25 protein-coding genes are annotated in these 19,439 nt (G+C 62.0%); 13 read left to right on the top strand and 12 right to left on the bottom strand.

What is annotated here, in order from left to right; all coding sequences use genetic code 11:
• Positions 1-31: 31 nt before the first annotated feature.
• The 4 genes from DXY03_RS00520 to hemH are packed head-to-tail and all read right to left on the bottom strand — an operon-like array spanning position 32 to position 3,624.
• Positions 32-268, bottom strand: coding sequence for a GIVxVP protein (locus DXY03_RS00520; RefSeq protein ID WP_114988532.1), 237 nt, complete (start codon positions 266-268; stop codon positions 32-34).
• The gene (locus DXY03_RS00515; protein ID WP_115008683.1) at positions 261-608 is read right to left on the bottom strand and encodes a nuclease; all 348 of its coding nucleotides are present in this window, start codon (positions 606-608) and stop codon (positions 261-263) included. Before DXY03_RS00515 ends, DXY03_RS00520 begins: the two co-directional genes overlap by 8 nt.
• Positions 605-2,392 carry a biosynthetic-type acetolactate synthase large subunit gene (gene ilvB, locus DXY03_RS00510; protein ID WP_115008682.1) on the bottom strand — a complete coding sequence of 596 codons (1,788 nt, stop codon included), beginning with the start codon at positions 2,390-2,392 and terminating at the stop codon, positions 605-607. The genes DXY03_RS00515 and ilvB overlap by 4 nt, the downstream gene beginning before the upstream one ends.
• A gap of 56 nt (positions 2,393-2,448) precedes the next feature.
• Positions 2,449-3,624, bottom strand: a complete 1,176-nt coding sequence (hemH, locus tag DXY03_RS00505) for a ferrochelatase (RefSeq protein ID WP_115008681.1) — start codon at positions 3,622-3,624, stop codon at positions 2,449-2,451.
• Between the two features lie 72 nt (positions 3,625-3,696).
• Between hemH and DXY03_RS00500 the strand changes: the two genes are divergently transcribed.
• The 3 genes from DXY03_RS00500 to cobO are packed head-to-tail and all read left to right on the top strand — an operon-like array spanning position 3,697 to position 6,202.
• On the top strand, positions 3,697-4,851 hold the full coding sequence (locus tag DXY03_RS00500; protein ID WP_115008680.1) for a site-specific integrase: 1,155 nt from the start codon (positions 3,697-3,699) through the stop codon (positions 4,849-4,851).
• A 32-nt stretch (positions 4,852-4,883) separates the two neighbouring features.
• A complete protein-coding gene (locus DXY03_RS00495) occupies positions 4,884-5,516 on the top strand; it encodes a class I SAM-dependent methyltransferase (protein WP_115008679.1) in 633 nt (210 codons plus the stop codon).
• Between the two features lie 20 nt (positions 5,517-5,536).
• A complete protein-coding gene (cobO, locus tag DXY03_RS00490; RefSeq protein ID WP_115008678.1) occupies positions 5,537-6,202 on the top strand; it encodes a cob(I)yrinic acid a,c-diamide adenosyltransferase in 666 nt (221 codons plus the stop codon).
• A gap of 18 nt (positions 6,203-6,220) precedes the next feature.
• Here cobO and DXY03_RS00485 read toward each other — a convergent pair whose 3' ends face one another.
• Positions 6,221-6,415 (bottom strand): hypothetical protein, encoded by a 195-nt coding sequence (locus tag DXY03_RS00485; protein ID WP_114988539.1) that lies wholly within the window; start codon positions 6,413-6,415, stop codon positions 6,221-6,223.
• A gap of 83 nt (positions 6,416-6,498) precedes the next feature.
• Between DXY03_RS00485 and pyrH the strand changes: the two genes are divergently transcribed.
• From pyrH to DXY03_RS00470, 3 genes are read left to right on the top strand one after another with little or no spacing between them, the layout of a single operon-like run.
• A complete protein-coding gene (gene pyrH / locus DXY03_RS00480) occupies positions 6,499-7,212 on the top strand; it encodes a UMP kinase (protein WP_115008677.1) in 714 nt (237 codons plus the stop codon).
• Between the two features lie 41 nt (positions 7,213-7,253).
• Complete coding sequence (gene frr, locus DXY03_RS00475; protein WP_115008676.1) at positions 7,254-7,802, top strand: ribosome recycling factor; 549 nt, start codon at positions 7,254-7,256, stop codon at positions 7,800-7,802.
• Positions 7,799-8,944 (top strand): geranylgeranyl reductase family protein, encoded by a 1,146-nt coding sequence (locus DXY03_RS00470; protein WP_115008675.1) that lies wholly within the window; start codon positions 7,799-7,801, stop codon positions 8,942-8,944. Before frr ends, DXY03_RS00470 begins: the two co-directional genes overlap by 4 nt.
• On the opposite strand, the gene DXY03_RS00465 is transcribed toward DXY03_RS00470, so the two are convergent.
• From DXY03_RS00465 to DXY03_RS00450, 4 genes are all read right to left on the bottom strand, one after another.
• Positions 8,941-10,422, bottom strand: a complete 1,482-nt coding sequence (locus DXY03_RS00465) for a deoxyribodipyrimidine photo-lyase (protein ID WP_115008674.1) — start codon at positions 10,420-10,422, stop codon at positions 8,941-8,943. The genes DXY03_RS00470 and DXY03_RS00465 overlap by 4 nt on opposite strands.
• A 53-nt stretch (positions 10,423-10,475) precedes the next feature.
• On the bottom strand, positions 10,476-10,856 hold the full coding sequence (locus DXY03_RS00460) for a PucC family protein (protein WP_244272165.1): 381 nt from the start codon (positions 10,854-10,856) through the stop codon (positions 10,476-10,478).
• 125 nt (positions 10,857-10,981) lie between these two features.
• A complete protein-coding gene (locus DXY03_RS00455) occupies positions 10,982-11,182 on the bottom strand; it encodes a hypothetical protein (RefSeq protein WP_114988545.1) in 201 nt (66 codons plus the stop codon).
• Between the two features lie 43 nt (positions 11,183-11,225).
• A complete protein-coding gene (locus DXY03_RS00450; protein WP_115008673.1) occupies positions 11,226-12,761 on the bottom strand; it encodes an NAD(P)/FAD-dependent oxidoreductase in 1,536 nt (511 codons plus the stop codon).
• A 44-nt stretch (positions 12,762-12,805) separates the two neighbouring features.
• On the opposite strand from DXY03_RS00450, the gene DXY03_RS00445 reads away from it, so the two are divergent.
• Entirely contained in the window at positions 12,806-13,345 is a 540-nt protein-coding gene (locus DXY03_RS00445) for a rhomboid family intramembrane serine protease (RefSeq protein WP_115008672.1), read from the top strand.
• A gap of 30 nt (positions 13,346-13,375) precedes the next feature.
• Here the strand turns inward: DXY03_RS00445 and DXY03_RS00440 are convergent, their stop codons facing one another.
• The gene (locus DXY03_RS00440) at positions 13,376-14,107 is read right to left on the bottom strand and encodes a peroxiredoxin-like family protein (protein ID WP_115008671.1); all 732 of its coding nucleotides are present in this window, start codon (positions 14,105-14,107) and stop codon (positions 13,376-13,378) included.
• Positions 14,108-14,191: 84 nt separating this feature from the next.
• Here DXY03_RS00440 and DXY03_RS00435 point away from each other — a divergent pair, with 84 nt between their 5' ends.
• The 6 genes from DXY03_RS00435 to DXY03_RS00415 all read left to right on the top strand — a co-directional run bounded on the left by DXY03_RS00435 (position 14,192) and on the right by DXY03_RS00415 (position 16,184).
• Positions 14,192-14,590: a hypothetical protein gene (locus DXY03_RS00435; protein ID WP_115008670.1), complete on the top strand. Its 399-nt coding sequence runs from the start codon at positions 14,192-14,194 to the stop codon at positions 14,588-14,590.
• 193 nt (positions 14,591-14,783) lie between these two features.
• Positions 14,784-15,011 carry a DUF4278 domain-containing protein gene (locus DXY03_RS00430; RefSeq protein WP_115008669.1) on the top strand — a complete coding sequence of 76 codons (228 nt, stop codon included), beginning with the start codon at positions 14,784-14,786 and terminating at the stop codon, positions 15,009-15,011.
• A gap of 75 nt (positions 15,012-15,086) precedes the next feature.
• On the top strand, positions 15,087-15,323 hold the full coding sequence (locus DXY03_RS11760; protein WP_136987601.1) for a hypothetical protein: 237 nt from the start codon (positions 15,087-15,089) through the stop codon (positions 15,321-15,323).
• A 92-nt stretch (positions 15,324-15,415) separates the two neighbouring features.
• A complete protein-coding gene (locus tag DXY03_RS00425) occupies positions 15,416-15,613 on the top strand; it encodes a hypothetical protein (RefSeq protein WP_244272163.1) in 198 nt (65 codons plus the stop codon).
• Positions 15,614-15,621: 8 nt separating this feature from the next.
• The gene (locus tag DXY03_RS00420) at positions 15,622-15,891 is read left to right on the top strand and encodes a hypothetical protein (RefSeq protein ID WP_115008667.1); all 270 of its coding nucleotides are present in this window, start codon (positions 15,622-15,624) and stop codon (positions 15,889-15,891) included.
• Between the two features lie 83 nt (positions 15,892-15,974).
• Positions 15,975-16,184: a transcriptional regulator gene (locus DXY03_RS00415; protein WP_115008666.1), complete on the top strand. Its 210-nt coding sequence runs from the start codon at positions 15,975-15,977 to the stop codon at positions 16,182-16,184.
• On the opposite strand, the gene pepN is transcribed toward DXY03_RS00415, so the two are convergent.
• Positions 16,174-18,777, bottom strand: coding sequence for an aminopeptidase N (gene pepN / locus DXY03_RS00410; protein WP_115008665.1), 2,604 nt, complete (start codon positions 18,775-18,777; stop codon positions 16,174-16,176). The two genes, DXY03_RS00415 and pepN, sit on opposite strands and share 11 nt — an antisense overlap.
• A 176-nt stretch (positions 18,778-18,953) precedes the next feature.
• Positions 18,954-19,343, bottom strand: coding sequence for a cAMP phosphodiesterase (locus DXY03_RS00405; RefSeq protein WP_244272161.1), 390 nt, complete (start codon positions 19,341-19,343; stop codon positions 18,954-18,956).
• Between the last annotated feature and the right edge of the window lie 96 nt (positions 19,344-19,439).

Below are 19,439 nucleotides of genomic sequence, written 5' to 3'. Positions count from 1 at the left end.
GATCGGAGGGAAGCAACCCGATCCCCGCAAATTAGGGAGAGGGGTCGGACTCGTCCGGTTTTGTCACAGAGGATTCAGGCCCACCGTCGGAGCCGCCACCCAACTGGGACAACCAACCTGCCAAAAGCAAGCCAGCACCGATGCCGATGGCCAGGGTGCGGTTTTCAGCTGCGGCGCCCTGCCCCCAGGCCGCTGTGGCCAGAAAGGCGCCCCCCAGCAGCAGACAGGGAACCAAGACAATGCCCCGGGCAATGCGGTTATCAGCCATCGCCCCCACAGCTGTTGCTGGCCAAACCAGCGGCAATCAAGCCGGTGCTGAGGTCACGCTCAGCACCGATCGGTGTCACCCTGGCCATCAGCTGCCCCTCGCTGGAGCCGACCGGCCGCAGATTGACCTTGCGACGGCGCGGCAGTTCCTGACGCAGCCATGCGGTGGCCTCGGCCTCCTGGCTTGCATCAACGGCGGAACAGGCCAGGGCAACGGTGTAGGTGCGGTTGTGATCTCCCACCTGCAGCAGGGAACTGCTGCGCACCTGAAGCACCTCTGCGGCCTGCACCGGCACGGCCCAAAGCAGCAGCAGAACGCCGATTAAGACAAGACGAATCAAGAGGTCGGGGCGTTGAGAACCGGCATGGGAGCCGGAAGGCCCACCATTTCAGCATTGCTTTTACCCGGGGGAACCATCGGATAGCAGTTCTCACCACGACGCACGTGGATGTCGATCAACATCGGGCCGGGGGCCTTGAGCGCCGCCTCGAGATCACTCTTCAACGAGTCCCGCTCGCGGATGTGCACGCCGTCCACACCGAAGGAGCGGGCGAGAGCCACGAAGTCCGGCATGCCATTGAGCATGTCGGAGGCGGAATAACGCTCCTCGTAGAAGCTCTCCTGCCACTGACGCACCATGCCCTGCCAGTGGTTGTTGACGATCACCACCTTCACCGGAAGGCCGTAGGCCGCCAAGGTTCCCAACTCCTGAATGTTCATCAGGATGCTGGCGTCACCCGCGATGCACACCACCTGACGATCGGGACACGCCACCTGGGCGCCCATGGCGGCCGGCATGCCGAAGCCCATGGTTCCAAGACCGGCACTGCTGATCCAGCCCCGGGGCCCATTGCGCAGGTACTGGGCCGCCCACATCTGGTGCTGACCCACGTCCGTGGTGACGATGGCATTCGGTGCCAGCTCGCGAACGGCCAGCAGCACCTCCTGGGGGAAGAGGGGGCCTTCGGTGGGAGGCACGGTGAGGGGATAGGTCTGTTTCCACTCGGCGATGCGCGCCAACCAAGGGGCCGTGCGGGGTTGCACCTGCTGCTGCAGGCTCAGCTCCACCAGGCGCGCCACGCTCAGGCCCAGATCACCCAGCACCGCCACATCGGGGCGACGGGTCTTGCCGATTTCGGCCGGGTCAATCTCAAAGTGGATCACCCGGGCCCGGGGGGCGAAGGTGTCGAGCTTTCCGGTCACCCGATCGTCAAAACGGGCGCCAACAGCAATCAGCAGATCGCATTCGGTGACGGCGAAGTTGGCATAGGCCGTGCCGTGCATGCCGAGCATGCCCACCGAGAGAGGGTCGTTTTCATCGAAGGCACCCTTGCCCATCAATGTGGTGGTGACAGGGATCTGATAACGCTCAGCGATCACCCGCAGGCTGTCGTGAGCACCGGCTGAGATCGCACCACCGCCCACATAGAGCAGCGGACGCTCCGCCTCGGCGATCAGCTCAAGCGCCGACAGGATCGGTTCATCCCGGGGGGACTGAGGCTTGCGGAAGCCTTTGGGAACAATCGATCCGGGCTCAACCGGCACGTAATCGAACATCTCCTGGCCAACATCCTTCGGGATGTCGATCAGCACGGGGCCTGGACGACCACTGGTTGCAATCAGGAAGGCTTGGGCAACGATGGAGGCGAGATCGGCCGGATCGCGCACCACCCAGGAATGTTTCACGATCGGCAGGGTGATGCCGAAGATGTCGGTCTCCTGGAAGGCATCGGTGCCAATCGCCGGACGCGGCACCTGACCGGTGATCACCACCATGGGCACCGAGTCCATCTGGGCGGTGGCGATGCCTGTTACCAGGTTGGTGGCACCCGGCCCAGACGTGCCGAAGCAAACGCCCACCTTGCCGGTGGCACGCGCATAGGCATCGGCCGCGTGGGTGCCGGCCTGCTCATGCCGCACCAGGATGTGCTTCACCCAACCCTCGCTCTCGGCGATGTGGAGTGCGTCGTAGATAGGGAGAATCGCGCCGCCGGGGTAGCCGAAAATCGTGTCGACGCCATGGCGCCGCAGCGCATCCATCAGGGCTGTCGCCCCAGACATTCTCTGGCCACCGTGACCGGCCTGCTGCCCAGTGACGGCCGAAGACGCTGAGGTGAGAGTCACAGAGGCGACGGGTCAATGACCCCCAAGGTTAAGGGCCCGCAGCTCCCCTGGCTTGGTCAGAGCAGGCCGAGGGCGTGCAGCGGCCCTTGACCACTGATCAGCTCGAGCAAAAAGGCTGAAAAACCAACCATGGCCAGACGGCCGTTCCAGACCTCGGAACTGTTGTTCCAACCCCATTCCCACTTCTCCTGGGGATAGAGCTTCACCTTGTTGGGCAGCTCCGCCGCCGCATCGAGACTCACCTCAGGGCCCTGCAGGCTGGTGGCCACGAGATCCGCCAATCCCTCGATGAAGGGGGCATAAGTGTCGAGAGCACGCACCCGACGGAAATTCACCACACCGGCTTCGGTGGCCAACTCCCGGTATTCGATGTCGATTTCCTCAAGCGTCTCGATGTGTTCGCTGACGAAGCTGATCGGCACCACCACCAGATCGTTGGTCTTGGCTTGCCCCAATTCCTCAAGGGCCTCCTCGGTGTAGGGCTTGAGCCACTCCACCGGACCCACACGGCTTTGGTAGGCCAGGGTGAAGGGGTTCTCGTGGCCCATCTGAACGGCCAACTCCTTCATGATCAAACCGGTGCAGGTTTCGATCTCCTTTTGATAGGGGTCGCCCGCCTCTTCGACGTAGCTCTTCGGCACACCGTGGGCACTGAAGAAGACGTGGGCCTTCTTGGGGTCGTCGCTGTTGCGGACCTCTGCCGCGATCAGCTCGGCCATGGCCTTCACATAGCCCGGGTGGTCAAACCAGCTGCGGATGCAGCGAATCGGCAACTTCTCAAAGGCCGGATCCGCCTGACGCAGGCGCTGCAGCTCACGAAAACTGGATCCACTGGTGCTGATCGAGAAATGGGGGTAGAGGGGGAGCACCACCACCTCATCCATACCATCGGCCTTGATGTCCGCCACAGCGGATTCGGTGAACGGATGCCAGTAGCGCATGGCCACATAGCTGGTGGCATCGATGCCGCGCTGACGCAGCAAGCTCTGAAGTTCACGGGCCTGCTGCTCGGTGATGCGCCGCAGCGGTGATCCGCCACCGATGGAGCGATAGGCCTCCTGCGACTTGCCACTGCGCAGGGTGCTGATCAACCAAGCCAGCGGCTTCTGCAGCGCCGGACTGGGAAGCCGAATGATCTCCGGATCGGCGAACAGGTTGTAAAGAAACGGGCCAACGTCCTGGATCCGCTCCGGGCCACCCAGGTTCAGCAGGACGACACCGACGCGAGACATACCAACCAGAACGGTTTTCGGGGGTTGAGCGTAGCCGCCACGGACGCGATCCTTGGTTCCAACGACACATTTATGGAGCTCAAAAGTGCGCTGGAGACCGCCAATGCTCAGCTGGCGGCACAGGGATCGCGCCTGCGCATCGAACAGCGGGGTCGGCGGCTGAACCTGCGCGGGTCTCTGCCCTTGCGCGGGGATCCGAGCCGCAACGGCCTGCAACGGATCAGCCTGGGGCTGATGGCCGATGCAGCAGGACTGAATCAGGCCCTCAGCACCGCTGCCCTGGTGCAACTGCAACTGGATCAGCGCAGTTTTGATTGGACGCTCTGGTCGGCCTCCACCTCTGCCGCCACGGCCAGAGGCCGTTCGATCGGGATCCAGGCCGCCATCGAGGGCTTCGAAGCAGCCTTTTTTACCGACCCGCGCCGACGCCGTTCCCCGGCGAGCAGTCGCACCACCTGGACCAGTGCCTATTTGCCCTACCTCCGGCGACTGGCGCGTCAGTGCGGTGATCAGCCGCTGGAGCCAGCGCTGCTGATGCAGACGCTTACCAGTTACGACGACGGCAGCCGCAGCCGGCAGCAGTGCGCCACAGCTCTGGCCGCCCTGGCCCGGCACCTGGAGCTGCCCTTGCCGGAGGACTGGCGCCAGGAGGCCGGCGGCTATGGCCTGCACCGGGCCCGCTTCCGCCAGCTGCCCACCGATCCGCAGATCCTCGAGGCCGCAGGCCGCATCCCCAATCCACAGTGGCGCCTGGCCTTTGCCCTGATGGCCACCTACGGCCTGCGCAACCACGAGGTGTTCTTCTGCGATTGCTCCTCCCTGGCACCGGGCGGAGATCAGGTGCTGCGGGTGCTGCCCACCACCAAAACCGGTGAGCACCAGAGCTGGCCGTTCCACCCCGACTGGGTCGAGCACTTCGGGTTGCAGGAGCTGGCGGAGAACCCGGCCGCTCTGCCAGCCATCCAGACCGATCTGCGGCGCACCACCCTGCAGCAGGTGGGACGACGGGTGAGTGAGCAGTTCCGCCGCTACGACCTGCCGATTACCCCCTACGACCTGCGCCACGCCTGGGCGGTGCGCACCATTCATGTCGGCCTGCCGGACACCGTCGCCGCCAGGATGATGGGCCACTCGGTGACGATCCACACCCGCACCTATCACCACTGGATCACCCGGCGGGATCAGCAGCAGGCGGTGGATGCAGCCCTGGCCCGGCAACCGGCCTGACAACACCCTGTCTGCTTGTTTTCACTTCAACGATGACCTCATTTCTGAGGCCGCTGGCCTACCGCTACCGCTGGATTTACGACACGGTCACGGCGGTGTCGTCGCTGAGTATTGGCGGAGTGGAGCGCCTACGGGGCCTCGGGCTCGAGGCGGTGCAGCCCCATCTCAAGCCCGGCGCGTCGGTACTGGATCTCTGCTGCGGCAGTGGCGAAGCAGCGGCCCCCTGGCTGGCGGCGGGATACGCCGTGACGGGGCTGGATGTCTCCCCCCGCGCCCTGGATTTGGCCGCCCAACGCCACCCCAACCTGAAACGGGTGGAAGGGCTGGCCGAAGATCCGCCCCTGGCCGATGCCAGCTTCAGCGCCATCCAGCTGAGCGTGGCCCTGCACGAATTCCCCCGCAGCGATCGGGAACAGGTGCTCCGCAGCGCCCTGCGGCTGCTGGAACCGGGCGGCTGGTTGGTGCTTGTGGATCTGCATCCCGCCGGGCCTTGGCTGAAGCTTCCCCAGCAACTGTTTTGTGCCCTGTTTGAAACCGACACCGCCACCGCCATGCTGGAAGACGACCTCCCCACCGAGCTGGAGCAACTCGGATTCAGCAGCGTAAGCCAGGAACTGCTGGCGGGTCGGGCCCTGCAACGCATCACCGCCACTCGGCCTCGATAGAACCAACACCCCCTCTCCCCATGAGCACCAACGACCTCGATCAATCCGCCGCGGAACTGGGCATGGGGGGCAATCTCGCCCCAGAAACCGACGATGCCGGTTACCGCAAACGGATGGAGCGGCGCCAGCAGGTGCAGAAGCAAAGGGTGGAGGAACGTAATAAGGAGAAGGGGCTGGTGCTGGTGTTCACCGGCCAGGGCAAGGGAAAAACCACCGCCGGGCTTGGGCTGGTGCTGCGCACCCTTGGCCATGGCGAGCGGGTGGCGATTGTTCAATTCATCAAGGGGGGCTGGGAGCCCGGCGAAGCACGGGCACTGCAGGCCTTCGGTGAGCAGGTGAGTTGGCATGCCCTGGGGGAAGGCTTCACCTGGGAAACCCAGAACCGAGAGCGGGATCAGCAACTGGTGGAGGCGGCCTGGCAGACGGCCCTGGGCTATCTGCGCGATGCCAGCGTGAAATTGGTGCTGCTGGACGAACTGAACGTGGCCTTGAAACTGGGCTACATCGAGGCCCATACGGTGATCGCCGGATTGAACGAGCGACCGGAGCTCACCCACGTTGCGGTGACCGGCCGGGGTGCACCAGCCGAGCTGGTGGAGCGAGCCGATCTGGTGACGGAGATGACCCTTGTGCACCACCCTTTCCGCGAACAGGGGGTGAAGGCCCAGGCGGGCATCGAGTTTTAAGGGTTGAACCAGCCGGTCTCAGGCCGCTTCAGCCGCCTCGAGATCATCCTGAAGATGACGGGTGGCAGCGGTAAGCACCGAAAGCCCACTCACCAACAGAGCGCGATGCACCACCGGTTCACGCCAACAGTCGGGATCCTGACTGGCCCGTTCCAGGGCTGAAAGCGTGAGACGGGCCATCACACCGCTTTGGGTGGCATCGGTCTCTGGCATCAAACAGCCGCGGTTTCCCCATCCAAGCGGCGATCAGAGGCTTGTGCCAGTGCTTGCTACTGTCGGAAGGATCTGGACCGTAGATGACCTACACACGCGTCCTGCTGAAACTCAGCGGCGAAGCTCTGATGGGATCTCAGGGCTATGGCATCGACCCCGCCATTGTTCAGTCGATTGCTTCCGATGTGGCCAAGGTGGTGGCCAATGGCACCCAGCTGGCGATCGTCGTGGGCGGCGGCAACATCTTCCGCGGCCTGAAGGGGTCTGCAGCGGGCATGGAAAGAGCCACAGCTGACTACGTCGGCATGTTGGCCACGGTGATGAACGCCATCACCCTCCAAGACGGGCTTGAGAGGGCCGGTGTTCCAACCCGGGTGCAAACAGCCATCGCCATGCAGGAAGTGGCGGAGCCTTACATCCGTCGCAAAGCGATCCGGCATCTGGAGAAAAATCGGGTGGTGGTGTTCGGCGCCGGTTGCGGCAACCCTTTCTTCACCACCGACACCACGGCTGCCCTGAGGGCCGCCGAAATCAATGCCGATGTGGTGTTCAAAGCCACCAAGGTGGATGGGGTCTACGACAAAGACCCGGCCAAGCACGCCGACGCGGTGAAACACGCACAGCTCAGCTATCAGGATGTGCTCAGCGGCGAGCTGGGCGTGATGGACAGCACCGCCATCGCCCTTTGCAAAGACAACAACATCCCGATTGTTGTCTTCAACCTGTTTGAACCTGGCAACATCGGCAGAGCCGTGGCCGGGGAACCGATCGGGTCCCGCATCGGCGACCCCTCCTAAACAACGCCAACCCAGTTCGCACGCCTCCTCTCCAAGCAACCATGTCGACCCAGGACCTCGAAGCCAGCATGCGCAAGTCGGTGGAGGCCACCCAGCGCAACTTCAACACGATCCGTACCGGCCGGGCCAATTCCTCCCTGCTGGATCGCATCAGCGTGGAGTACTACGGCGCTGACACACCGCTGAAGTCGCTGGCGACCCTGTCGACCCCGGACTCCCAGACCATCCAGATCCAACCGTTCGACATCAGTGCCCTGGCCTCGATCGAAAAGGCCATCGCGATGAGTGAGCTGGGCTTCACCCCCAACAACGACGGCAAGATCATTCGCATCAACGTGCCGCCCCTCACCGAGGAGCGCCGCAAGGAATTCTGCAAGCTGGCATCGAAGTACGCCGAAGAAGGCAAGGTGGCCCTACGCAACCTGCGCCGCGACGCGATCGACAAGATCAAGAAGCAGGAAAAGGAAGGGGAGTTCTCTGAAGACCAGAGCCGTGACGAGCAGGACGGCGTTCAGAAAACACTGGACAAGTTCATCGCCGAGCTGGAACAACACCTGGCCACCAAGGAAGCCGACATCCTCAAGGTGTGAGCAACGAATCAGATCGGACCTACGACGTCCTGATCGTTGGGTCCGGTGCCGCTGGCGGTGCCGCGGCCGTGCATCTCGCCTTAGCGGGCCATGACGTTCTGACGCTTGAGCGCGACGCCGAGCCGCGGATCAAACCCTGTGGAGGAGGCATGGCAGCCTCAGTTCAGCAGTGGTTCCCTTTTTCATTGGAGCCGGCGGTGGAGCAGGTGATCGATCAGGTGGATTTCAGTTGGTGCCTGGAGGATCCGGTGGTCGCCGAGTTGCCAGGGGATGCACCGTTCTGGATCGTGCGCCGCGAAACGCTGGATCAACTGCTCTCAGATCAGGCCATTCAGGCTGGGGCAAAACGCCTTTCAGGTGTTGAGGTCAATGATATCCGGCGCCATGGAGACGTGTGGCACGTCACGGCAACCGACGGACGCCATTGGCAGGGGCGGGCCGTGGTGATCGCCGATGGTTCGGGATCCCCTTGGCCCCAACGGCTCGGCCTGGGGGCCAAACAGCCCCAGACGGCCAGCACCATGTCGGTGCGACTCGAGGGTCAAGGCAAACTCAGCGATGGCACAACCCGCTTTGAATTCGGCCTGGTGAAACAGGGCTTCGCCTGGGCCTTTCCCCTCGCCGGTGGTGTGAACATCGGGGTGGGCAGCTTCATCGGCAAGCAGGACGCCGACCCGGAGCAGGTGCTGGCCCAGCTGTTGCCGGATCTGGGTTTCGCCGCCGATGCAGGCATCCGTCAGCGCGGCCAACTGCGGGTGTGGAACGGTCATCACCGTCTTGATGGCGACGGCATTGTTGTGGTGGGGGATGCGGCATCGCTTTGCGACCCCTTTTTGGCGGAAGGGCTACGCCCTGCCCTGATGAGTGGCTGCGAAGCGGCCCGACATCTGAACCTATGGCTCAAGGGCAGCAGCAAGGATCTGCGGGGCTACAGCCGCAGCATGCGGGAGCGCTGGGGTGAGTCGATGGCCTGGGGCCGGCGCATTGCCCAGGTGTTTTATCGCTTCCCCGGTGTGGGGTATCAGCTGGGGATCAAGCGGCCCACCGCACCACGGCGCATTGCTCAGATTCTCTCCGGGGAGATGGGCTATGGCGACATCGCCCAACGGGTGATCAAGCGGTTGCTGCTGCAGCGCAACTAAAGACCGAGGCTGAGCTGCTGGCTGCCGTTGTCGGGCTGCTGTGGTTTGCGGCTGCGCCGCCGAGACGTTGTTGGCTTCAACCCCGCCTTGCGGGAGCCATGCTTGCGCTGAATCGCATCGGCATGGCGATCAAAACCGGCTGATCGGCGAATCTTCCAGATGCGCTCTTTGGCCTCCTGCATCGATGCGGTGACATCAACGATCGGTGCTGGCATGCCACCACCCAGCATCCAGGGCTCATGGATGTGAATGATGGGGACATCCTTGAGTTCAGGGCACCACTGACGGATGAACAGCCCCTGAGGGTCATGGTCCATCCCCTGCTTGATCGGGTTGTAGATCCGAATCGTGTTGATCGAGGTGCTGCCCGATTGCATCTGGCATTGGCTCCAGTGAATCCCCGGTTCGTAATCCACAAACTGACGGGCCAGATGCAGGCCACTGTCTCTCCAGGGCAGCCAGAGGTTGTAGCTGGCAAACGACATCAACATCGCCCGCATGCGGAAGTTGATCCAGCCATGGGCCCGCAAGGCGCGCATGCAGGCATCCACAAAGGGGATGCCAGTGCGACCTTCGCTCCAGGCCCTCAAGCGCTCGGCGTCGGCTGCGCGAATGCCGCGCATGAACGGATGGAAATCGCTGAATTCAATCGCCGGCTGATCCTCCAGCTTTTGAATGAAATGGCAATGCCAGTGCAGCCGTGATTCAAAGCTGCTGACGCCGCGGCCGCTGTGGGTACGGCTGGTCTGCAGCACTTCCCGCATCGAGAGGCAACCCCAGGTGAGATAAGCCGACAGGCGCGAACACCCGGTGAACGCGGTGTTGGGGCTCGATATCGACCGTTGATAGCGCGGGGCGCGGTGCTGCAAAAAGTCGTTCAGCTCCTCCAGGCCGATCGACCGCCCACCGATCTGACGCTGCGGACATGCATCCGAGAGCAGGTCTGAACAGGGGTGCTCCGGGATCACACCGGGATCAATGCCCTCCAGCGATTGCAACGCGGCCGACTCGGGTGTGATGGGCTCCGTCATCTGAACCTCCCAGCGTTTAGCCCAGCCATTGCGGCTGCGCATCCGGCGCGTCACCCCGAACTGCGGTATTTCCGTCCAGGCGATGCCGTGCTCACGGGCCCAGGCTCCAACGCGTTTGTCGCGCTGGTACGTCCAACCATTGCCGGTTTCCTCATGGCTCCACAGCCCATCAATGCCGAACTGACGACGGGCCCGTTCCAGCACCTGCACCACATCCCCAGCGCGCACCACCAAGGGTTGGCCCCGATCCGCTAGGGCCTGGCGCAACTCCAGCAGCGACTCCCGGCAAAACATCCACTGCCGCTCGGAGGCATCGGGCTGCTGCCACAACTCTGGTTCCACCACATACAGCGGCAGCACCAGACCCCGCTCTGCAGCAGCCTCCAAGGGCTGGTGATCAACGATGCGCAGATCACGCTTGAACCAGACGATCTGCAGCGCTGCCATTCACTGCAATGGAAGGAACCCGGTTCTAGTGGATCCGGAGCTCTAGCCAAGCTTCAATCGACTGCTATTTCCATGTCATCGGCAAAGCGGGTTTTCACCGTGTTGCGAAAACCCACCACATCCAAACGGCGCGTCATCAACGCGGCAGCGAGGAAACAAACTATCTGCAGGCCGAACACGCCGCCATAGGCAGCAAACAAATCACCACCGTTCCAGGCTTTGAGCAAGGTGAGCAGCCCGCCTCCACTGGTGGTGGCCAGGCCGCAGGAATAGGCATAGCCCGCCCCCCACACACCAAGCAGAAAGCCGGTTAGGCCGGGCTGCACAAAGCTGAACATCAAGGTGAGGCAGGCATTCATGCACACCCCCAGTGACAGGCCAAACAAACCAACGGCTGTCCGCAAAGGGGGGATGGATGCCCAGAACCGGCCCAAAGCATCAACAGCAAAGCCAAAGCAGCCAGCACCGCACCCACCCGGGCCGTTCTGATGTTGCCGGCACGCTCAATCAACCAGAACCCACCCTGCAGGAGGCGCAGTAGCGCAACCTTCTTTCAGGATCAGGCCTGACGTGAGGCTTCACGGGAGCGCTGCTTCTCATCCAGCAGCTCCCCTTCCAGTTGCTCGATCAAACGACTCACCAACGCCTGAAATTCAGGCTGGCAACCACGAAACGCCGCTTTGTGACGGATCGGCTCGTTGCGCATGCGCAGATCCGTGAGCATCAGCTGCAGCGAATCGATCCGGGCATTGGAAGTCATGAACTGCGTCGGCGTTCCAGAATGAGGTTATGACGCAGCTGCTTCAAAGCTCCAGCTCTCGCAGCAGACTGTTTTGCGTCTCCCGGCCGAGGACCGCATGGGCCGCCATGGCACCACTCGCCGCCACGGGGGGAATGCCGATCCCGGGGAAGGTGCTGGCACCACAAAGCCAGAAATTGGCCAGGGGCGTCGTCACGCCCGGGAAGAGACCTTCCGCTGCTGAAAGGGCAGGGCCATAGCTGCCCTGATGAACATTGAGGAAATGGCTGTGGGTCAGCGGCGTTCCCTCCATGATCAGCTCACAGCGGTCGCGGATGTCGGGAATACGGCGTTCCAGCACCCGCCAGAACACAGCACATCGCTCCTGTTTTCTCTGCTGATACGCCGCACTATCGCGCTCCAGATCAGCCCAGAGCTCCCAGGGTTCGCTGGCCGGTGTGTAGGCATGCAGCACATGGCGACCGGCCGGCGCCATCGAGGAATCCAACACCGACGGAATCGACAACACCACGGCATTGCGCTCGGCGTCGATCCCACGCTCCCAGTCATCCACCCAGACGGTGTGGATCGGCAGATTCTCCAGCCCCGTGGCATCAAAGCCCAGATGCAGATGAAGGAAGCCGTTGCAAGCCGGCGTGGCCTGGCGCTGACGCTGCCACTTCGGCGCCACGGACTCCGGCAGCAGAGCAAGGGTGGACCAGATGTCGGCATTGCAGATCACTTGCCGTGCCGCAATCTGCGTTCCATCGGCCAACGTCACACCCACCACACGATCCCCCTCCACCCGCAGCTGCTGCACCGCCTTGCCGGTGTGCAGGCTGCCGCCGTGAGCTTTCAACCCACGCACCAGGGCCTCAACCACCGCTGCACTGCCGCCAACGGGGTAGTCGAGATGGGCATCCGGCTCAAACCACTCGCCGAACAGCGTGGCCATGGCTGCGGCGTTGGTGTCTCCCATCGGCATGCCGCTGATCAGGAAGGAGAGCAGATCCACCCAATGGCGCAGGAAAGGATCGCTGAGGTGACGATCCACCAGGGGCCCAAAAGAACCGGAGAGGTGACGCATCGCCGCAAGATGCGGCAACAGACGTCCTCCGCGCTTCAGCAGTTGCGCCATGCCATCCACCCCAGGCCGCAGTGCCAGCAAAGGCAAAGCATCGGCAGCGGCGGCAATCGGCTGAAGCGCCTCCACAAAACGCCGCCATTCGGCGGCCACTTCGGGGCCGCGCAGGCTGCGCACCACAGCCTCAAAGTCGTCGTGCCCAACGGCGATGCGCAGATCCCCTTCCGGCAACAGCACATCCCAGCTGCGATATGGAATCACCTCCACGGTCTGGTCCAGCGCGCGCAACACCTGGGCCAGGGGATTGCTGCTGGGCCAACGCCCCAGGCCACTCCAGAGGGATGGACCGGATTCGAAGTGATACCCCTGGCGTTGAAAGCCATGGGCGGCTCCACCGGGTTGGTGATGGGCTTCCAGCACCAGCACCTCACGGCCGGCGCGGGCACACAAACCTGCGGCAGAGAGCCCACCGATGCCGCTGCCGATCACCAGAACGTCGGCGTCGCTTCTGATCATCCGCTCAGCATCCGCGTCATCATTGTGGTCATTGGCGCAAGACGATGCGCACTCGACTGCTGCTTCCCCTGCTGATCCTGGCCTTGGCCTGGGGGCAGGAGCTGATCGACCAACTGCTGTTTGCGGGGCAGTGGAACCTGCCGATGGGGCCGGATCAACCGTGGTGGGGGGTGATCACATCGCCATTCAGCCATGCCGGCTTCGGGCATCTGATCTCCAACAGCCTGGCGTTTCTGCCCCTGAGCTGGCTGGTGCTCAGCCGGGGGATGCGCGATTACATGAGCGTCTGGCTGTCGGTGCTGCTGATCAACATTCCGGTAGCCCTGTTCTGGCCCGCCCGAAGCCATGGACTCTCAGGCGTGGTTTACGGACTGCTGGGCTACATGCTGCTGATCGGCTGGTTGGAACGCCGCATCCTCTCCATCGCTCTGGGGCTGGTGGCGTTCTGGCTTTACGGCTCAGCCCTGATCGCCTTGATCCCCGTTGTCTCACCCGCTGGCGTCAGCTGGATCGGCCACAGCGCAGGGTTCATTGGCGGATTGGTGGCGGCTCTTGCGGTGTATCGCGAGCACACTGTCAGGTGAAGACGGCCAGTTGAAAACAGTCAGTTGAGCTCAGCCCTGGGCCAGAACCTCATCGAGAAACGCCAAGGGGCGCTCCATGGTGGCGGAGTAGCCGAGCAGGCTTTGAGCGCGGTGGAAATAGATCACGCTGTCATCGGCGTCGAGCAACACGGTGGCGCCGCGCTGGGTGATGTAGTCGTCACAAGGCACGTAGGTGCGCCAGTTGCGGAGCACTTCATTCATGTTGCGCAAACGCTTGGTGGCGAGCTCAAACGGTCGCTGGAACCCGGCACCACCGGCCTGGCGGAACAGAGCCCCCCGGAAGCGCGGCAGAGGAAAGGCTTCAACCCACTCTTCGTCGTCGAAGATCTGGGCCGCCGAGCGATCTCCGGTGTAACCGCGCAACACCTCGCGCAGGGTGCCCGGCGAGCCCACGCCGGCGCACATCAACAGAAAACCAGGCCAGGGCCCACCGGGGAGCTTCAAGCCGGCCTCCAACCCCAGGGCCTGATGCAGCTGGGGTGATGGATCGGCGATCAGCTGCTGGAGGGGAAAGCCGGTGAAGGCCGCGAAGCGTTCGGCACTGGCGGCGTTGCCAATGCCGAACAGCTGAACCTTGACCCCAAGCGCCGCCAACTGGGGCAGCCTTGGCACCAGCGCCTGGGCGTATTCGATCGAGTCGAAATCCCCCAGCTGGCCCTGCACAACAACAAGGCGCTTGCAACCGCTCTCCATGCCGGCAACTCCGGCCAGCCGTTGCAGCAGTGGGTCGAGTGGGATCATCCCGACAGGCTGACATTTCGCCTCCGAGAACGTGGATGGCGCTTGCGCACCGCCTGAGAGACTCAAATCAAAGGCAGGGAGCAGGTGGGCAAGAAATCTGGCTTCACAAGTGCTGAGATCGAGGAGATCAAGCGTCTGTATCTGCAGGAAGGGCGATCGATCCTGCAGATCCCCAAGATCCTGGGCAAAGGCAGTGAAAACTCCGTGCGCAACGCCCTGCACAAGGCCCGGGTGAAGCATGCGCCGGAGGAACGCACCAAGCTGGAGCGGTTCAAGCCCGATCAAGTTTTTGGCAACGTCACCCTTTTAAAGCGACTCAAAAAAGCGAAAAAACTGAAGTTCCATGCCCGCTGCTCCTGTGGCTACGAATTTGACGTGGACCCATTCCGGCTAACGCTGCCGGAACACCACAAAGACAGGATTGCCGCATGCCAACGCTGCAGCAAAGTGCAAACAGAGGAGCGCTCCAAGCCTGAAGCCTGAGAGAATCAATCAAGATAAGTTCAACAGCGCATACAAAACCAACAAATATTTCAACGGCTTCACATCAATAAACACAAAATCCCACAAGTCGAATCAACCCCTTTCTCCTGCCAGGACAGGGGTTAAGAGCAGAACTTGTATCAAGCTGACGCAGCCTTAACAATGACTAAAGAGCTAGGTATCAAGCGGAACCTTGCTGCATTCGGGCGAGAACGTAGAACTCAAAAAGTTTTTACTCATCCCTATTCACGCCATGGAACTCACTTTCTTGGGCAACAAATATGCAAAGACAGAAGCAGTATCGACGCGGCCAACAATCCAACTGAAATACATGGGCAAAAGCTATCGGGCTGAGCAGATCAAATCCGTTCGCAATAGCGTTGCTCTCACCTACCGCGGCGTCTCCTACTCCAAAGTCTGAAGAGGCCTTGGGGTAGGGCACTGAGAACGCAGCCGACGTGACGGCATGAGGCCGCAGGATCGGCAAAATGGCGCGATGAGACTTCTGATCGCAGCCCTGATCGCGTCCAGTGCTTTGGCCTGGCCGGCAAAGAGTGCGGAACCGATCCCCCTCGTGGTGGTTCCCTTTGATGCCGCATGGGGGTCGCGACGTCTTCCCGTTCAGCCCGCAGGGTTGTTGCCGCCACCTCCAATCCCTGCACCGAGTCCAGCCAGCGAAGCCAACGCTGAACCAAGGCCGCAACGCCAACGCTGGTGCCGGGGTGGCTGTTGAACACAGGACGGCTGTCACCTGGAAGCGTTCTGTGTAAACCGAAAGGAGAAGCCCCCCTTCCGGCCCTAACGATGCGAAACGCGGCGCTGTTGATGGCGAGCCTCCTTCTGGGATCCATAGCTCTTGCCGGTGGCAAGCGGGCCACAGCCCAAGGGCCGTCCGAGCAGTTCGCCACCGCTGAGGCGATGCGGGTGATCCCGAAAGGGGCAACGATCACCAACACCACTTGCAAGAGCATTGATGTGGGAGCCAGCAGCCGCTATCAGTGCACCATCACCTACAGCCCCTGAGCTGATCGATGAAAGGCTGGCGTGCTGCGTGTTGGAGCCTGATCCTGCTGGGGATCCCGGCTGCGGGGCGCGCCGAATTTGATCAGTGTCGCTTGATCGATCAGGTGCTGAATCGCCTGGGCAACGCCATGGCCATCAACCGTTTGATCATTGCGGAAGGCAAGGACAGCACGGCTGTTGCTGCGGCGAGTGATGCTCTGGCCGCACAGAACGAGAGCTACCGGCGCACCAAGCGCCAACGCGCCAAAGCCGGCTGCGATGGCTGGCAACGGGACTGACTGGCTGACGGGCTGTTGTCTGACTGACTCACTGACTCACTGGCTCACGCCAGGCAAGCTGGTGAAGCGCTGATCGAGAGACCTTGGCCGTCACCGTCTGCCAGAACTGCGGAAGCCGCCGGTTTCGTGCCGACCGATCCATGGCCGGGCGGCTGGTCTGTCAGAACTGCGGCCTTGCGGCCGGTAGCCGAGCTGCACGGTCCACACCGCAAAGCAGGCGGGGCAGCAACGCAAAACGCTGGCTGGTGATCCTGCTGATCGCGGTGATCGTGCTGGTGGTGGTCACGTCGTAAGCAACTGCACCACCTCAGCGGTGTTCGCCGATAAAGGCTTGGCGGCCAGCTGGTCGATGGCCTGACGCATGACCATTTGACGATCGGGGCCGTAACTGCCGCAGCGACTGAACACCTTGGCCATCCGTGATGCGGTGATCGGATTGCGGGAGTCGACCGCTGCGATCTGCTCCGCCATGAACCGATAGCCGCTGCCATCGATGGCGTGAAACGCCTGAACATTGGCGGTAAATCCACCGAGAACAGCGCGAAGGGAATTGGGCGCCAGGGGATCGAAGCGCGGGTGCTCCAGCAGCTGTTGAACGCGCTCCAACGCGTTGGACCTGGGGGCTGATGCCTCCATCGCGAACCAGGCATCCAGGATCACGGGCTTGTCTTGCCAACGCTCGTAGAACAGCGCCATCGCCTGCTCACGCTCAGCGCTTTCCTGCGGCAGCAAGGCCCGCAGGGCTCCCCGCGCCAGGGTCATCGAGGGGCCGGAAACAGCAGCCAATGCCTCCGCTTGAACCGTGGCATCACCAGCCGCAGCAAGCCAGCGCCAGGCCAAAGCGGTCAGGGCCCGGCCGCCCTGACCCGCCGGCCAAGCCAGGCTCCAGTCAGCCCGGGCCAGCTCCAGAAGTCGACGCAGGGACGACTGCAATTGAACGCCCATCTCATGGGTCCATGCCCGGAAGGCTTGATCCAGTGCCAGCGGATCCACCGGGGATTGCAATGCCTCCAGTTCCGCCATGCCCGGCAGCGCCAGCAGCGCCGCCAGATCCATGCCATCACCACCGTCGTAGGCGCAGATCCGCTGATCAAGGGCCTGAATCAGCGCCGCTTCCACGGCAGGCTTCGGCTGGTTTTCAGCCCGCGCCAACAGCACCTGGCGTGCCAGGCGCTGGGCCACATCCCAGCGGCAGAACGGGTCATCATCAGACGCCAACAGCTGCAAGCACTCCTCCAGCGGCTGCTCCAAACGCACCTGCACCGGGGCCGAGAAGCGGCGCAGGACCGAAAGGGCAGGGGGTGTGTCGCCGGGCTGGCCCTGCAGGGTGATGCTGGCGCGCTCAGCCTCCATCACCAGCAGCTGCTCCTCACCAATACGGCCTTGCTCACCCACCAGGGCCATGGCAACCGGCAGCACCAGGGGCTGTTTGTCCGCTTGCCCCGGCGTGGGAGGCGTCGCCTGGTGCAAGTCCACCGTCAGTTGACCCGATTCGGGGTTCCACCGCCGATCAATGCTGAGTTCCGGAGTTCCTGCCTGGTGGTACCAACGCTTGAAGCGTTCCAGATCAAAGCCAAGAGGCTCGCCCTGGCTGGTGGCGCCATCGGCAATCGCCTGAACAAAGTCTTCCGTCGTGGCGGCCGTGCCGTCGAAGCGTTGCACGTAAACCGCTATTCCCTCCATGAACCGCTCAGGCCCCAGCAGAGTGCGCAGCATGCGGATCAATTCCGCACCTTTTTCATAAATGGTTGTTGTGTAGAAGTTATCGATCGCCTGGTATTCCGCTGGCTTCACCGGGTGGGCCGTCGGTCCAGCATCCTCACGGAATTGGGTGTTGCGCAACATCGCAACATCCTCAATGCGCTTTACCGCTTCCGAATGCAGATCTGCGGTGAAGCACTGATCACGGAACACCGTCAGGCCTTCTTTGAGCGACAGCTGGAACCAATCCCGGCAAGTGATGCGGTTTCCACTCCAGTTGTGAAAGTATTCATGGGCAATCACACTTTCGATGCGCTCAAGTTCAGCATCGGTGGCTGTTTCCGCATCAGCCAGAACAAGCTTTGAGTTGAAAATATTCAGACTCTTGTTTTCCATCGCGCCCATGTTGAAGTGTCGGACGGCGACGATGTTGTATTCATCCAGGTCGTATTCAAGGTTGTAAACCGATTCATCCCATTGCATGGATCGTTTCAACGAAGCCATGGCATGTGCCGTGAAAGGTTCATCCCCCTCCTCCACATGCAAGCGCAGAGTGACCTGCCGGCCCGACGCCGTTGTGTAGTGATCACGAATCTCCCTGAGGTCTCCGGCCACCAGGGCGAACAGATAGGAGGGCTTGGGGAAGGGGTCATCCCACGTGACCGCATGACGATCAGCGCCGACGGATTCCTCCTGAACCGCATTGCCATTGCTCAACAGCACAGGGCAGCTGCTGCGGCTGGCCTCAATCCGCACCTGCCAGCGGCTCAGCACATCCGGACGATCAGGGTGCAGGCTGATGCGCCGGAATCCCTCGGCCTCGCACTGGGTGCTCAGCAGACCACCACTGGCGTACAGGCCTTCGAGCGAACTGTTGGAGTAGGGATCCAGACGGCAACGGGTTTCAAGCACAAAGGGCTGGCCCGGCACGTTGGAGATAGTGAGACGTCCGTCGGCAAAGCTGTATTCCTCTGGCGACAATGGCGCCTGGTCGATCACCAGGGATTCGATCGCCAGATCGACGCCGCACAGCACCAGGGGCTCTCCAGGTCGACGCGGTTCAAGGCTGAGTCTGGAGGCAACGACGACATGATCGTCCTGGATATTCACGTCCAGGGCGATGGAGGGGAGGTCAAAAGCCCACGGCGTGTAGTCCGCCAGACGAATCGAAGCAGCTGTAGCCATGGCCGAACCACGCGAGGACCGAACGATCCTGACGGACGACGCTCAAAACCGGGACGTTTCAGCCAAGCTGCCGACCATCAAGCAAGCAACGGCATCAGAGCAGAAGAACAGACACAAAAAAACGCCTGACCTCAATCGGTCAGGCGTTTGAATGATGCGGCGGGGGTAGAAACGAATTATTTTTTCTTCATTTCAGCCACTGCCTTCTCAAACTTGGCTTTTTGATCGGCCGGAATCATCTTGGGACACATTTTCATGGATCCCGCCATCACCATGTACGACGCATTACCTATGAATTGCTTCTCCTCCAAGGGTTTTGTAGAGCCTGGGACCAATCCACCATGCTTGGAGAAGACGGGATACCCCTGAGCTGCAACCGCAACTAACATAGATTTCTGAAAATCAATATTTTGCCCTCGAGCCTCACAGAAAGTAGCTATCGAGATGTTGACATAAGTGAGAACTTCTTCGTTGCTGGCAGGCTTTTGCTTTGTCTTACTGACCTGAGCATTTGCAGGAGCAGAAATCGAAACATGCGCCGCAACGAATAATGCCGACGCGATCAATGAACGAATTAGCACGTGCTCAATGAAGCAGATTATTTGACAAATTTACTCTTTACAGATTCCACTCGTCAGCCTCAGGCGCGGTTGTTGAACTGG

Origin of the sequence: Synechococcus sp. N5, assembly GCF_900473925.1 — a bacterium.
In the GTDB taxonomy this organism is placed as follows: Bacteria; Cyanobacteriota; Cyanobacteriia; order PCC-6307; family Cyanobiaceae; genus Parasynechococcus.
This window is presented reverse-complemented; position numbering and strand designations above follow the sequence as displayed.